Annotated in this window: 11 protein-coding genes; 5 read left to right on the top strand and 6 right to left on the bottom strand. The window is 42.0% G+C overall.

What is annotated here, in order from left to right; all coding sequences use genetic code 11:
• The first annotated feature begins 163 nt into the window (after positions 1 to 163).
• Entirely contained in the window at positions 164 to 1,834 is a 1,671-nt protein-coding gene (gene ettA / locus ACJ7Z2_RS05485) for an energy-dependent translational throttle protein EttA (protein ID WP_126302420.1), read from the top strand.
• 87 nt (positions 1,835 to 1,921) lie between these two features.
• Positions 1,922 to 2,698 carry a DNA polymerase III subunit epsilon gene (gene dnaQ, locus ACJ7Z2_RS05480; protein WP_409501041.1) on the top strand — a complete coding sequence of 259 codons (777 nt, stop codon included), beginning with the start codon at positions 1,922 to 1,924 and terminating at the stop codon, positions 2,696 to 2,698.
• Between the two features lie 59 nt (positions 2,699 to 2,757).
• Here dnaQ and rplI read toward each other — a convergent pair whose 3' ends face one another.
• From rplI to rpsF, 4 genes are read right to left on the bottom strand one after another with little or no spacing between them, the layout of a single operon-like run.
• A complete protein-coding gene (rplI, locus tag ACJ7Z2_RS05475; RefSeq protein WP_126302422.1) occupies positions 2,758 to 3,207 on the bottom strand; it encodes a 50S ribosomal protein L9 in 450 nt (149 codons plus the stop codon).
• Positions 3,208 to 3,222: 15 nt separating this feature from the next.
• Positions 3,223 to 3,450 (bottom strand): 30S ribosomal protein S18, encoded by a 228-nt coding sequence (gene rpsR / locus ACJ7Z2_RS05470; RefSeq protein WP_005598105.1) that lies wholly within the window; start codon positions 3,448 to 3,450, stop codon positions 3,223 to 3,225.
• Entirely contained in the window at positions 3,425 to 3,799 is a 375-nt protein-coding gene (gene priB / locus ACJ7Z2_RS05465; protein ID WP_409501040.1) for a primosomal replication protein N, read from the bottom strand. The genes rpsR and priB overlap by 26 nt, the downstream gene beginning before the upstream one ends.
• Entirely contained in the window at positions 3,774 to 4,148 is a 375-nt protein-coding gene (gene rpsF / locus ACJ7Z2_RS05460; RefSeq protein ID WP_005598107.1) for a 30S ribosomal protein S6, read from the bottom strand. Before rpsF ends, priB begins: the two co-directional genes overlap by 26 nt.
• A gap of 233 nt (positions 4,149 to 4,381) precedes the next feature.
• Here rpsF and purD point away from each other — a divergent pair, with 233 nt between their 5' ends.
• On the top strand, positions 4,382 to 5,668 hold the full coding sequence (purD, locus tag ACJ7Z2_RS05455; RefSeq protein ID WP_409501039.1) for a phosphoribosylamine--glycine ligase: 1,287 nt from the start codon (positions 4,382 to 4,384) through the stop codon (positions 5,666 to 5,668).
• Positions 5,669 to 5,768: 100 nt separating this feature from the next.
• The gene (gene malQ / locus ACJ7Z2_RS05450; RefSeq protein WP_409501038.1) at positions 5,769 to 7,799 is read left to right on the top strand and encodes a 4-alpha-glucanotransferase; all 2,031 of its coding nucleotides are present in this window, start codon (positions 5,769 to 5,771) and stop codon (positions 7,797 to 7,799) included.
• A 53-nt stretch (positions 7,800 to 7,852) separates the two neighbouring features.
• On the opposite strand, the gene pnuC is transcribed toward malQ, so the two are convergent.
• Entirely contained in the window at positions 7,853 to 8,590 is a 738-nt protein-coding gene (gene pnuC / locus ACJ7Z2_RS05445) for a nicotinamide riboside transporter PnuC (RefSeq protein WP_126302425.1), read from the bottom strand.
• A gap of 392 nt (positions 8,591 to 8,982) precedes the next feature.
• Between pnuC and ACJ7Z2_RS05440 the strand changes: the two genes are divergently transcribed.
• Positions 8,983 to 13,134, top strand: a complete 4,152-nt coding sequence (locus ACJ7Z2_RS05440; protein WP_409501037.1) for a YadA-like family protein — start codon at positions 8,983 to 8,985, stop codon at positions 13,132 to 13,134.
• Between the two features lie 89 nt (positions 13,135 to 13,223).
• Here ACJ7Z2_RS05440 and ACJ7Z2_RS05435 read toward each other — a convergent pair whose 3' ends face one another.
• Positions 13,224 to 14,996, bottom strand: a complete 1,773-nt coding sequence (locus ACJ7Z2_RS05435) for an SLC13 family permease (protein ID WP_040080641.1) — start codon at positions 14,994 to 14,996, stop codon at positions 13,224 to 13,226.
• Between the last annotated feature and the right edge of the window lie 3 nt (positions 14,997 to 14,999).

Below are 14,999 nucleotides of genomic sequence, written 5' to 3'. Positions count from 1 at the left end.
GCTTGTCAGAATATAAAAATCCAAAATAGCGGTATATTATCCTCTGTTTTGGCGTGATTCACAATAAAAAATCAAGGCGTCTCAACCAGAGCCAAAACCACCCTATATTTTGGCTGTAAATTCAAGTAAAATAAGGCGAATTTTTTTGTGAGGAATACAACCAATGTCAACTCAATTTGTATATACGATGCACCGTGTCGGCAAAGTCGTGCCGCCGAAGCGTCACATTCTGAAAGATATTTCCCTGAGCTTTTTCCCGGGGGCAAAAATCGGGGTTCTCGGCTTAAACGGGGCGGGTAAATCAACGCTTTTACGCATTATGGCAGGCGTAGATAAAGAGTTCGAGGGTGAGGCTCGTCCACAACCGGGCATTAAAATCGGCTATCTACCACAAGAACCGAAACTTGACCCACAGCAAACCGTGCGTGAAGCGGTGGAAGAGGCAGTAGCGGAAGTGAAAAATGCCTTAACCCAGCTTGATGAAGTCTATGCGATGTATGCCGATGAGAATGCCGATTTCGACAAATTAGCGGCAAAACAGGCAGAATTAGAGGCGATTATTCAAGCCCACGATGGTCATAACCTGCAAAACCAGTTAGAGCGTGCTGCCGATGCGTTACGTCTGCCGGATTGGGACGCAAAAATCGAGCATTTATCAGGGGGTGAACGCCGCCGTGTGGCACTTTGCCGTCTGTTGCTGGAAAAACCGGATATGTTATTGTTAGACGAACCAACCAACCACTTAGATGCGGAATCCGTGGCGTGGTTGGAACGTTTCCTCCACGACTACGAAGGCACCGTAGTTGCCATTACCCATGACCGTTACTTCTTAGACAACGTTGCGGGCTGGATCTTAGAACTTGACCGTGGTGAAGGCATTCCTTGGGAAGGCAACTACTCTTCTTGGTTGGAGCAGAAAGAAAAACGCTTGGCACAAGAGCAAGCGGCGGAATCTGCTCGTCAAAAATCGATTGAGAAAGAGTTGGAGTGGGTGCGTCAAAATCCAAAAGGTCGCCAAGCGAAAAGCAAGGCTCGTATGGCACGCTTTGAAGAGCTTAACTCAGGCGAATATCAAAAACGTAACGAGACCAACGAACTCTTTATTCCACCGGGTCCACGCTTAGGTGATAAAGTGATCGAGGTGCAAAACCTGACTAAATCTTACGGCGATCGTACCTTGATTGATGATTTGTCGTTCTCTATTCCGAAAGGAGCGATTGTCGGGATTATCGGCCCGAACGGTGCGGGTAAATCGACCCTGTTCCGTATGCTTTCAGGGCAAGAACAGCCGGACAGCGGTTCGGTCACAATGGGTGAAACCGTAGTGCTTGCAAGCGTGGATCAGTTCCGTGATGCGATGGACGATAAAAAAACCGTGTGGGAAGAAGTCTCAAACGGGCAGGATATTCTCAACATCGGTAATTTTGAGATCCCAAGCCGTGCTTATGTAGGGCGTTTCAACTTCAAAGGTGTCGATCAGCAAAAACGTGTGGGCGAGCTTTCAGGCGGTGAACGTGGTCGTTTACACTTAGCCAAACTTCTACAACGTGGCGGTAACGTGCTGTTATTGGACGAACCAACCAACGATCTAGACGTTGAAACCCTGCGTGCCTTGGAAAATGCAATCTTAGAATTCCCGGGCTGTGCAATGGTGATTTCGCACGACCGCTGGTTCTTAGACCGTATCGCTACCCATATTTTAGACTACGGTGATGAAGGTAAAGTAACATTCTACGAGGGCAACTTCTCCGATTATGAAGAGTGGAAGAAGAAAACTTTCGGTGAAGCCGCTACCCAACCGCACCGTGTGAAATATAAACGGATTGCGAAGTAACAATGTAGGGGCGAAATATTTTTCGCCCCTAATCAAATGCAGAATTAAGGGATAAAAATATTTCGCTCCTACAATTTTAAATTGAATATGACAGAAGAAAAAATTATCCGCCAAGTAGTGCTGGATACCGAAACCACTGGAATGAATATGGCGGGAGGTCCACCGCAGATTGGGCATAATATTATTGAGATCGGTGCGGTTGAGGTGATTAACCGCCGTTTAACCGGTAGGACTTATCACGTTTATATCAAGCCACCACGTGAGGTGGATGAAGAGGCAATTGCAGTTCACGGCATTACCAACGAATTTTTGCAAGATAAACCTGTTTTTGCTGAGATTGCCGAAGAATTTTTGGAGTTTATCAAAGGTGCGGAATTAATCATCCACAATGCCCCCTTCGATGTGGCGTTTATGGATCAAGAATTTTCTTATCTGCCTAATCCACCGGCAAAAACCGCAGAAATGTGTACAGTAACCGATAGCCTGCAAATGGCAAGACGAATGTACCCCGGTAAACGGAATAATTTAGATGCGCTTTGCGACAGGCTCGGCATTGATAATAGCAAGCGTGTGCTACACGGGGCGTTACTGGATGCGGAGATCTTAGCCGATGTATTCCTAATGATGACCGGCGGTCAGATTTCATTATTAGGCGAAGAAGAAACTGAAGTGGTAAGCGAAGTGCTTGATACTGAAGAAGAATTTTCTGAGATTGTCTTGAATGCAGATGAAGCGATTATTCTTAAAGCAAATGATGAAGAGGAAGAATCACATTTAGCACTACTGAAGCTGATTGAGAAAAAATCCAAAGGAAATTGCCTATGGACTAAAGCATTAACCGACACAGCAGAAATGGCTCACTGATTTCAACAATTTCTACAAACAAAAAACCCAGCTTTCGCTGGGTTTTCTATTTTTACTGATTATTCAGCAACAACGTTTACTGCTACAGTTGCATTCACTTCAGGGTGTAAGTGAATTTTAACTTGGTGTTCGCCGGTTGTACGAAGTGGACCTTCACCTAAACGAACTTCAGATTTAGCAACTTCAACACCAGCAGCGGTTAATGCTTCAGCGATATCTTTAGCTGAAACGGAACCGAATAAACGACCATCATCACCTGCAGTTGCAGATACTGATACTGCTGCTAATGCTGCAATTTTCGCTGCACGTTCTTGTGCAGTTGCTAATGCTGCTGCTGCTTTTGCTTCTAATTCTGCACGACGTGCTTCAAAGTGAGCAATGTTTGCCGCAGTTGCCATAACTGCTTTACCTTGTGGGATTAAGAAGTTACGAGCAAAACCAGATTTAACGGTTACTTGGTCGCCCACAGAACCTAAGTGAGCAACTTTGTCTAATAAAATAACTTGCATTGTACTCTCTCCTGATTATTGGTGGTTATCAGTATATGGAAGTAACGCAAGGTAGCGAGCGCGTTTGATTGCACGAGCTAATTGACGTTGATACTTCGCACGAGTACCAGTAATACGGCTAGGAACAATCTTGCCGCTTTCAGAAATGTAGTTCTTTAATGTAGCGATATCTTTGTAATCGATTTCAACAACATTTTCCGCTGTGAAACGGCAGAACTTACGACGACGGAAATAACGTGCCATTTGGCTTCTCCTGATCTATAAATTCAATTTGTTCGGTGTGTAAGACTAACTGATTTAAACCGTTAAAATCTTTGTGAGTATGGATAAAACCTTTAATTCTCACATTCTCACCGAGCTTAATTTGTTGGGTTAAATAACTAAATTGATTGCCTGCCAAAACCACTTGGATTTTGCACCACGCTTGGCGTTCTAAATTCACTTCGGTTTGGATTGAACGATGTTCTAACCAAAAACTGTAATGAGGCACACCAAGAGGGCTTAGGCTTTGTTTAACCAAGCTGGAAACCTTTCCGCTTAAGATTAAACAATTATCAATCGGCGAATTACTCGCCTGCTTCCTCTGATTCAACTTCAGCTACCGCTTCAGCAACTTTGCTTTCTTTCGCTTTCACCATTGGTGACGCTTCAGTTACTGCCGCTTTAGTGTGAACGATTAAGTTACGAAGAACTGCATCGTTATAACGGAAGTTAGTTTCTAACTCGTCGATTACACTTTGAGGTGCTTCTACATTCATTAACACATAGTGTGCTTTGTGAAGTTTGTTGATTGGGTATGCTAATTGACGACGACCCCAATCTTCTAAGCGATGAACTTGACCGCCAGCTTCTTTTACAGATGCTGTGTAACGCTCAATCATTGCTGGTACTTGTTCGCTTTGGTCCGGGTGAACCATAAAAACGATTTCGTAGTGACGCATTGACTATCCTTACGGGTTAGCAGCCTCCAACTTTAGCCAGTCACCAACTTGTGGAAGCAAGGATTAAAAAACGAATGTGACTGAACGGCAGGATTATACTGAAAAAAGCCTATTTTGCAAGCAGCAATTTCGTATTTTGCAAAAAATCCGAGAAAAACGACCGCTTGTCAGCAGATAAACAAATCAAGTACAATACGCAAACGTTTGCTTTACCATTTTTGCAAGGAATCCCAATGAATATTTTAATTATCGGCAACGGTGGGCGTGAACACGCCCTTGCTTGGAAAATTCGTCAATCGCCACTCGCAGATAAAGTTTTTGTCGCCCCCGGTAATGCAGGCACGGCGATGGAAAACGGCATTGAAAATGTGGCCATTTCCGCCACTGACGTGCCAGCCTTAGTTGCATTCGCTAAAAAAAATAGCGTAGGTTTAACGATTGTCGGTCCTGAAGCTCCATTAGTAGTTGGCGTGGTCGATGCCTTCCGAGCCAACGGTTTAACCATTTTCGGTCCAACCCAAGCCGCTGCTCAATTAGAAGGTTCTAAAGCATTTACCAAAGATTTCTTGGCTCGTCATCAGATTCCAACCGCAGAATACCAAAACTTCACCGAAATTGAACCGGCACTTGCCTACTTAAAACAAAAAGGTGCACCGATTGTAATCAAAGCAGACGGTTTAGCCGCAGGCAAAGGCGTAATTGTTGCAATGACTTTACAAGAGGCGGAAGATGCAGTGCGTGATATGCTGTCAGGCAACGCCTTTGGTGAAGCCGGCAGCCGTGTGGTGATCGAGGAATTTTTAGACGGAGAAGAAGCCAGTTTTATTGTGATGGTGGACGGCAAAAATGTCGAACCAATGGCAACCTCGCAAGACCACAAACGTGTTGGCGAGGGCGATAGTGGTTTAAACACAGGCGGAATGGGGGCTTATTCCCCTGCTCCGGTGGTAACGAAGGCAATCCACCAACGTGTAATGAACGAAATTATTTACCCGACCGTGCAAGGAATGGCAAGCGAAAATACTCCTTACACCGGCTTTCTTTACGCCGGCTTAATGATTATGCCAAACGGTCAGCCGAAAGTGATTGAATTTAACTGCCGTTTTGGCGACCCTGAAACCCAGCCGATTATGATGCGTTTGGAATCCGACCTCGTTGAGCTATGCTTAAAAGCCTGCGAAGGCAAATTAGATAGCGTGCAATCGAAATGGTGTGAACAAGCCGCTTTAGGCATTGTTTTGGCAGCTGAAGGCTACCCGGGCGATTACCGCAAAGGCGATGAAATTACGGGTATTCCTGCTTCTGCCCCAAATCAAAAAGTTTTCTTGGCAGGGGTTGAGCAAAAAGAGGGAAAACTACTTACCAACGGCGGACGCGTACTCTGTGCCACCGCACTCGGCAACAACGTATTTGAAGCCCAACAACAAGCTTTAACGCTTGCCAAACAAATTCAATGGCAAGGCAGATTCTACCGCCGAGACATTGGCTACCGAGCGGTTCAACGAGAGCAAGCCAAATAATGCCCCCAGAAAAACAAAGGCATACAAGCAGTATTGTATGCCTTTATTTTTGCAGTTATTATTTTGTCTAAATTGTGCCAATCATTGCCTAAGGAACACTATGCCAACCCTCAATCCTTACTTTTACGACCCAAATATTAAAGAGTATGCCTCCCCGTCCGCTTTTGAGAAAATCGAGCAGATTTTAAATACCGAGAGCGATTTGCAAAAAAATAATCAAATTCTACCGCTTGTTAAAGTGATTACTCAGCCAAATACCGAGCAACAAGCGGTCGAAATTTCGCTGAATTTTACAAATGTAGCAAAGTGGCAAATTGTGCTTGAAAATGGTGAGGTTCGGAACGGTGAAATTAAGGCAGAGCAATCAGTTCTAACCCTGCCTGCCGATTTACCTTTAGGCTACCACCGGCTTTCTATTTCAACTGAAAATGATGAAGAATCTTGCTCGCTGATTGTAACACCGCCGAAAGCTTTCCAGCCTAAGCCATTGGAAGAAAGGAAAAAGCTCTGGGGTGCATTTTTACAGCTTTATACTTTGCGTTCCGATAACAACTGGGGAATTGGCGATTTTGGCGATCTCAAACAATTCCTTGCCAACATTTCTGATTATGGTGCTGATTTTGTGGGTTTAAACCCTATCCACGCCCTCTTTCCGGCAGATCCTGAAGCGGCAAGCCCTTACAGCCCGTCATCTCGACTTTGGCAAAATATTATTTATATTGATGTTTGTGCAGTAGAAGCCTTTCAACAATCTGAACAGGCTCAACAATGGTTTAACACCAAAGAAACCCAACAGCAACTTGCCGAATTGCGAGCGAAAGACTATGTCGATTATAGCCAAGTGATGCAGCTAAAATTAGACGCACTACGGTTTGCTTTTGAGCATTTTTCACAGCAATCTCAACAACAATCGCAAACAGCGTTCGATGCCTTTATTGAGCAAGCGGGCGAGCCATTGAAAATCCAAGCAACGTTTGATGCTTTGCACCATTGGATTTCATCTGAATTTGGCGAAAAAGGTGGCTGGACAAACTGGGCGGAAGAATATCAAAGTTACCATTCGCCTAAAGTAGCTGAATTTCAAACCTCTCAGGCAACGCAGATACGTTTTTATATGTGGTTGCAATTTGTGGCAAACCAGCAATTAGCAGAATGTAACCGGTTTGCTCAATCGCTTTCAATGCCGATTGGCTTTTACCGAGATTTGGCCGTTGGTGTTACCCAAAGCGGAGCGGAAACTTGGGCGGATAAAGCCTTATTTGTGCAAGAGGCGTCAATCGGTGCACCTCCTGATATGCTCGCCCCGAACGGGCAAAGTTGGGGGCTTTCGCCAATGCACCCGCATATTCTACAAAGCCGAGGTTATCAGCCGTTTATTGATTTAGTGCGTGCTAATATGAAACATTGTGGGGCATTGCGAATCGACCATATTCTCGGCTTTGCTCGTATGTGGTGGGTGGCGAACGGTGAATCGGCAAAAGAAGGGATTTATGTCCGTTATCCGCTCGAAGATTTGCTCTCTATTTTGGCATTAGAAAGCCAACGTCACCAATGTTTAGTGATTGCAGAGGCTCTTGGCATTGTGCCTGAAGGTATTTTGGATTCTCTCGAGCAAAAGGGCATTTTTGCCTACAATGTTTTTTATTTTGAAAAGGCAGAAAACGCGTTTAAACCGCTGAAAGATTATCCTTACCAAGCAATGACAACCCTAAGCACCCACGACTTACCAACCATTCAAGGCTATTGGAAAGGCTATGATTTTGAGCTAGGCGAAAAATTTGACACTTACCCAAGCAAAGCGGTAGTGAGAAAGCTGAAAGAAGAGCGTTCGTACGACCGCTTGAATATCCGTAATGCGGTGGAAAAAGTGATGGAACTCGAGCCAAATGAAGTGGGGGTCACAATGAAATTTACCCACCAGCTACAACGCTATGTGGCTCACACTCACAGTGCACTATTCGGCACACAACCCGAAGATTGGCTCAATATGTTAGAGCCGGTGAACATTCCGGGAACCAGCACCGAATACCCTAACTGGAGAAGAAAATTATCCGCACCCACCGAGCAGATTTTTGCCAATAAAGATATTCAACAACTGTTAAAAGATATAAATCAAATTCGTAAGGGATAATAACAAGCGGTCATTTTTAAGTAAATTTTTACAAAAAAATGACCGCTTGTGAATTAAATCTCTTGCTGATGATTTCTGTGTAGTTTGATCCAGTTGTAATAACCATAAATGGAGTTACATAAATACATCACATACATCACCAACAGTGGCAAGCTGGTTTCGCCGTTTTGGAAGTACATTGCCGTCCATAAAGAAATGGTCATAATATTCACGATAATCCACAATGCCCATTGCTCACGGTAGCGAAGTACCATCAAAATTTGTGCCACAATCGAAATAACCACTGTTGCACCATCTAATATAGCTAACGCACTGCCTAAATATTTAAGCAATTCAATATAAAGAAATGTGCCGATAATGGTGGTAATGGCAACAATCACCCACTGTTTTGCGGTTAAAGCTTTAGCAATTACCTCTTCCACACCGGCATTATTTACCGTGTTTTCGCTGGTCATATTTTTACGCCAAAAATAGAAACCGATAAATTGCACCGGCACATATACAAGTAAATTCAGCATCATTTCACCATATAACTGAAACGTATAAGAGATATAAGCATAAAGCGAAACGGAAATTAAGCCGAATAGATAGTTACTGATTTTTCCTTTACCGACAAATACCACGCATAAAATACCTGTTATTGCCGCAATGGTTGCAATCCAAGTATCAGGTTGATAAATAAAAATACCGATTTGAATCGCTAAAAAAGCAATCAACCAACTTGCCTCAAAAGTGGTCCAACCACTAAAAAACTCTTGTTTTAACTTAGTTGAAAAAGATGAACAGCCCATATTTCCTCCATATAAAGTGAAGTATTCTTTTCAAATTCTAAGTTATTTAAATTAAGAAATCAAAATACAGAGTACCTTTTGATAAATATACGAAACATTTATTATATTAATAAACCTATATTTAATTGGCATTTAACTAAATCAGTGTTTTTTAACACTAAAAAACATACAAAAAACCAAATAAAACTCTACATTCCACCTCAATATTAGTACAAAACATAAAATTATAAAATAATACATTTATATCAAAAAATTGCTATATTTATTCCTAAAAAGCCACTATTTACACCATAAAACCTCACCTATATAATTTTTTCAGCCTATCTGCATATATTATGCTAGGCAATACTCAAATCATTAAAATTATTAAAAATAAGAACAGGAGTAGTTCTATGAATAAAATTTATCGCATTGTTTGGAACCATGCAAAACGAACTTGGATTGTTGCTTCTGAATTATCAAGAAGTGCTAATAAATCTAATGCAACAAATACATCACTAACCACTAATATTATTAAACTTAGCACACTAAGTCTTGCGCTTTCTGCAGGTTTTGCAAGTGCTGCAACCTATTCACCAACCTATGGGACCATACCAGATAATAACCCACAAACATCTATCGCAATTGGTGATGGATCTAAAGTTAACTCAACACTAGTAAGTACAATAACAGGCTTAGAAGGAAATAGCGGTAAAGTTTCTACCGCATTAGGGTATAACACAACCGCGACAGCCGATTTTTCAACTGCATTAGGAGGCTTTGCTAACGCTAGTTTTGCTTCAACAGCTGTTGGTGGGCAAGCCACTGCCGATAAACGTTCCGTAGCAGTAGGGTACAATGCAACCGCAATGGGCTTACGTGAAGTTTTTATTGGCGATCATGCCGGATTAAATCACTCTAACAGCACAGAATACAATATTGGTATTGGTTATTCGGCTAGCTCTAATGTAACAGGAAACAATACGATTTCTATTGGTAATACTGCTGGAGACGGTACTAGTGGTAGCCACAATATTGCAATTGGTACTTATGCTAATGCAAAACTAGCAGGACCTACTACAAATGTAACCAGTGATAATAATATCGCCATCGGTAATTCCGCTCTTGCAAATGGTGTTAATAATTACAAAACTACAGCAGCAACAGGAGAAACGGTAATAGGAAAAGCAACTGCTGTAGGTAGTCATGCCAATGCAACTGGTATTGTTAGCTCCGCCTATGGTGCTGAAGCTAACGCAACAGCTATTCACTCCACAGCAATTGGTGCAAAATCTCAAGCAAATGGCGATAACTCAACAGCAATTGGTTATGAAGCGAAAACTTCAGGCCACGGTGCAACCTCATTAGGTTATTATGCAAATGCAACAGCAAATTTAACTACTGCTGTTGGTACTAATGCGGGTGCAACCAGCGATTATGCTTCTGCATTTGGTCGTGAAGCCAATGCAAGTGGAGGTTCTGCAACCGCTTTAGGCAATCGTGCTACTGCATCAGGCGCGGCTTCTGTTGCACTAGGGGTAAGCGCTAAAGCAACAAATCAACGCACAATTGCAATCGGAGAATCATCAAATGCTTCCGCCTTTAATGCAACCGCTATAGGTCGAAATGCCACTGCTGAACATACCGATTCGATAGCGCTAGGTAGCAACTCAGTTACAGCTATAGCCATACCAACTACAAATGCAACTGTAAATGGTATTACATATAGTGACTTTGCCGGAACAAATCCAATTGCTACAGTAAGTATTGGGGCGGAAGGCAAAGAGAGAACTATCACCAATGTTGCTGCAGGACGTATATCTTTAAGCTCTACAGATGCCATAAACGGTTCACAATTATATTTAACACAACAAGCTATAGGTAATGTTGCTGCAACAACCGCAAATATCTTAGGTGGTGGGGCAGCTGTTACTGAAAATGGAAATATCACTTTCCCAACCTACGCTTTAGTGAATGGCACACCAGATGCAGATAAAGAAGGCAAACAAGGGAGATACACTACTGTTTCTGCAGCACTAAGCGCATTAAACACAGCGGTGATCAGTCCGTTAACCTTTGCCGGTGATACAGGAACTAATTTTGAGCGCCATCTAGGTTCAACAGTCAAGTTCGAAGGCGGATCTACAGGCATATTAACCGAGAATAATATTGGTGTTGTAGCTGATGGCAATAGTACTTTAACCATAAAATTAGCAGAAAAAGTTAACTTAGGCGCTAATGGTTCATTAACAACAGGTGATACCGTTGTTAACAATACAGGTATCACCATCGCTAACGGCGTTGCAGACAAACCGGTAAGTCTTACTAAATCTGGCTTAGATAATGGCGGTAATAAAATCGCCAATGTTGCCGCAGGCGATGTAGATACTGATGCGGTCAATGTCAGTCAACTCAAACAAGCTATCAGCAAATTTGCAACTCATTATGTTAGTATTTCAGATGATGGCATTCAACGTGCTAACTATGATAATTCAGGCTCTAGCGGTGTTAATTCAATGGCTATCGGCGTTGCAACAAGTGCTAATGGTGAGCTGGCAACCGCATTAGGCTCTGAAGCAGAAGCAAACGGTGAACGTACAACTGCAGTTGGTCCTCGCGCAACAGCTGATGGTATGAATGCAACTTCTATAGGCTACAATGCGAATGCAAATGCAACAAATGCCCTAGCGGTTGGTTCTGCAGCCAATGCAAATGCTGATACCTCAACAGCTATTGGTACAGCTTCAACAGCGACAGCTACCCGTGCAACTGCATTAGGCTCTAAATCTGAAGCTAGCGGTGAAAATTCAACCGCTGTAGGTTATGAAGCAAGTTCAATCGGTGCAGGTTCTCTTGCTGCAGGCTATAACGCAAATGCTTCGGGTACACAGTCAACCGCTTTAGGTAACTCTGCTAATGCAGGTGGAATATGGTCAACTTCTGTGGGTAGAAATGCCAATGCTACAGGTAGCTCTGCGATTGCTTTAGGTAATAGTGCAAATGCAGCCGGTGTAGCTTCTATTGCATTAGGTGTTTCATCACAAGCAACAACAACTGCTGCAGTGGCTCTTGGCCAAAATGCAAAAGCAACACACCAAGGTTCTGTTGCATTAGGTACTAACTCTGAAACAGCAGCTGCAGTTGCAACAAAAAGTGCAACTCTAAACGGTAATACATACACATTTTCAGGTACTACGCCAAGCTCAACTGTAAGTATTGGTTCTGTAGGAAATGAACGTACTTTAACTAATGTTGCAGCAGGCCGTATTTCGGACTCATCAACGGATGCTATCAACGGTTCACAACTTTATGCAGCTTATACCGAAATTGATAGTTTAAATACTAAAGTGGATGAGTTAAGCAATGGTGCACTTACTTTTGTAGATGATGCTGGTACTGAAATTGTTCGTAAATTAGGTGCTTCTCTGAACGTTAAAGGCGGTGCCGATGCTGATAAATTAACTGATAATAATATCGGTGTAGTGGCGACAGATGCTAATACATTAACAGTTAAATTAGCCAAAGACATTGATTTAACTCCTGCCGGCTCCGTAGCTGTTGGTAATTCAAAACTAAATAACAACGGCTTAACCATTAATAATGGCCCAAGTGTCACAATGACAGGTGTCGATGCTGGAAAATTAAAAATAACTAATGTAGCTGATGGTGATATTTCACCTATCTCAGCAGATGCAGTTAATGGCAGCCAACTTTACGATACGGCAAATACTATTGCTACCGCTTTAGGTGGTAATTCAAGTGTAAATGCAAATGGTGCTGTTTCAGCCCCAAGCTATACTGTGGTTGATGGTGCTCCTACAAATGAGGTTAGTAAAACGGTCAATAATGTAGGCTCTGCAATTACCGCGTTAAATGATGCAGTAAACAGCCCACTAACATTTGCAGGTGATACCGGCACGCCATCTCAACGTAAATTAGGTTCTACTGTTACAGTAAAAGGTGGGGTATCTAACGAATCACAACTAACTGATAATAATATCGGGGTTATTTCAAATAGTAATGGTTCATTAACGGTTAAATTAGCTAAAGATATTAAAGTTAATTCTGTCACAGCTCAAACAGTAACAGCTAACATTGCTGTAGCCGATACTGTTAAGGTTGGTGATACAACCATTGATACTAATGGATTAACTATTGTAGGGGGACCGAGTATAACTAAAACAGGTATTAATGCAGCAGGAACAAAAGTAACTAACGTAAAAGCAGGAACTGAAGATACTGATGCAGTTAACTTTAGCCAATTAAAAGCAACAGAAAAAAATATCAATAATAAGATCAATAATATTGATTCAAAAGTAAACAAAGTTGATAAACGTTTACGCGCTGGTATTGCTGGTGCAACGGCAACCGCAGGTTTACCGCAAGCATATCTACCAGGTAAAAGTATGTTAGCAACGGCTGGAGGTACATACCGTAATGAAGCTGCAATCGCAGTAGGTTATTCTCGGATTTCAGATAACGGGAAGGTTATCTATAAATTAACTGGGAACAGCAATACCAGAGGCGACTTTGGTGGTAGTATTGGCATGGGTTATCAATGGTAACTTTCCAATAGAAAATTGATTTATTGCTGAATAAAAAAGGTTTACAGAGTTTCTGATCTGTAAACCTTTTTTCTATAATTATCTATCAATTATGGATTAAAAGGGAAGAAAATCGGAATTAATACTATCCCTAAAATCCAATAGATTACATTTAGCGGTAAACCAATTTTAATAAAATCTGTGAATTTATAGCCACCTGCACCGTATACCATCGTGTTGGTTTGATAGCCAACAGGGGTCATAAAGCTGGTCGCAGCCGCAAACATTACGGCAATAATGAATGGAGAAGCGTCTACCCCTAACATTTTAGCGGTGGAAACCGCAATAGGCGTAAGCAACACTGCAGTCCCTGCATTACTCATAAATTCGGTTAGCACCATTGTCAGTAAATATAACACGGCTAACACCACTAAAGGCCCGAACTCCCCTACTTTACCAAGCGTGTTATCAACAATAAATTGTGCCGCTCCACTATTTGCCATCGCTTCACCTAATGGCAGTAACCCAGCTAAGACTAAGATGATTTTCCAGTCAATAGATTGATAGGCTTCTTCAGCCGTTAAACAACCGGCAACACACATCGCAACTGCACCAATTAAGGCACTCACTGAAATAGGAACCCAGCCTAAGGCTGCTGTTGCCACCACCAAAACCATTACCCCTAAAGCAAATTTACTTTTCCACGATTCCTCCGTTTTGACTAAATCAGAGGATAACACAATAAAGTCTTTATCTTGGCGTAACGTCTCCATATCCTCTTTTGGTAATGTGAGTAATAAAATATCCCCCATTTTAAAAGCAGTGGTGCGTAAACGCTCACGAATTACTTTACTTTGGCGTTGAATGCCTAACACCGTTGCATTTTTATTCCAACGCTGTTGTAAAATAGGAATAGTCCCTCCTATCCAACGAGAGATCGGAGAAATCATCACTTCAGCCACCATCAAGTCTTCATCCAGATTATCTTCATCATTCTCACGGCGTCCATACACAACGTGGTGCAATCCATATTTTTCTCGTACTTTTGCTAAATTTTCCGATTCACCCCGCAACAATAAAATATCATGTTTTTGCAATACTTGATGACTCGGTGTCGATAATCTTTCCCCATCACGCAAAACACCAATAGTAAATAGATTAAATTCTTCATTTAATCCTGATTCAAAGGTACTTTTGCCAATTAATACAGAGTCTTTATTTACTTTAAGTTCAGAAACATATTTTCCAAACCCCTCACCATCTTCAAGTTGCAAATGTGATTCGGGTAATAAGAAACGGCTGGTCACTAATAAATAGGCAACCCCAACCACTAAAAAAATAATCCCCAAAGGGGCAAATTCAAACATACCGAAACCGGAATGCCCTTGCTTTTGAGCGATCGCATTAACTAATAGATTAGTGGAAGTGCCGATCAGTGTACAAACACCTGCCATTTGAGAAGAAAATGATAACGGAATAAGGGCTTTGGAAGGAGCCATTTTTATATTCTGTGCTGCGGCAATCACAATCGGAATTAATACTGCGACCACTGCCGTATTATTCACAAAAGGAGAAACAGCAGCATTTACGCCACAGAGTACAAGCAAGAATAACCAAGGGGATTTTACCTTAGCAAGTAAACTGCCTACACTATCTAAAGCACCACTATTTTGTAAACCAGCAGCTAATACAAACATTGCAGTTACGGTTACAGTAGCTGAGTTTGAAAATCCACTCAGAGCAGATTTGGTATCAACCTGCCCTAATAATACTAATGAACACAGCACTAAAATCGCAACTGCGTCCATTCGCATTTTTTCAGTTGCAAATAAAAATACGGCAATCCCAGTAACCGCCAATGTTGCAACAATATCCCAAGACATAAA

It is taken from the genome of Mannheimia glucosida (genome assembly GCF_046267875.1).
Taxonomy (GTDB): Bacteria; Pseudomonadota; Gammaproteobacteria; order Enterobacterales; family Pasteurellaceae; genus Mannheimia; species Mannheimia glucosida.
This window is presented reverse-complemented; position numbering and strand designations above follow the sequence as displayed.

Excerpts from the sequence above, each read along its gene's own strand:
- rpsR (WP_005598105.1), bottom strand. The coding sequence starts at position 3,450 with ATGGCACGTTATTTCCGTCGTCGTAAGTTCTGCCGTTTCACAGCGGAA.
- ettA (WP_126302420.1), top strand. The coding sequence starts at position 164 with ATGTCAACTCAATTTGTATATACGATGCACCGTGTCGGCAAAGTCGTG.
- malQ (WP_409501038.1), top strand. The coding sequence starts at position 5,769 with ATGCCAACCCTCAATCCTTACTTTTACGACCCAAATATTAAAGAGTAT.
- dnaQ (WP_409501041.1), top strand. The coding sequence starts at position 1,922 with ATGACAGAAGAAAAAATTATCCGCCAAGTAGTGCTGGATACCGAAACC.
- rplI (WP_126302422.1), bottom strand. The coding sequence starts at position 3,207 with ATGCAAGTTATTTTATTAGACAAAGTTGCTCACTTAGGTTCTGTGGGC.
- rpsF (WP_005598107.1), bottom strand. The coding sequence starts at position 4,148 with ATGCGTCACTACGAAATCGTTTTTATGGTTCACCCGGACCAAAGCGAA.
- ACJ7Z2_RS05435 (WP_040080641.1), bottom strand. The coding sequence starts at position 14,996 with ATGTCTTGGGATATTGTTGCAACATTGGCGGTTACTGGGATTGCCGTA.
- pnuC (WP_126302425.1), bottom strand. The coding sequence starts at position 8,590 with ATGGGCTGTTCATCTTTTTCAACTAAGTTAAAACAAGAGTTTTTTAGT.
- purD (WP_409501039.1), top strand. The coding sequence starts at position 4,382 with ATGAATATTTTAATTATCGGCAACGGTGGGCGTGAACACGCCCTTGCT.
- ACJ7Z2_RS05440 (WP_409501037.1), top strand. The coding sequence starts at position 8,983 with ATGAATAAAATTTATCGCATTGTTTGGAACCATGCAAAACGAACTTGG.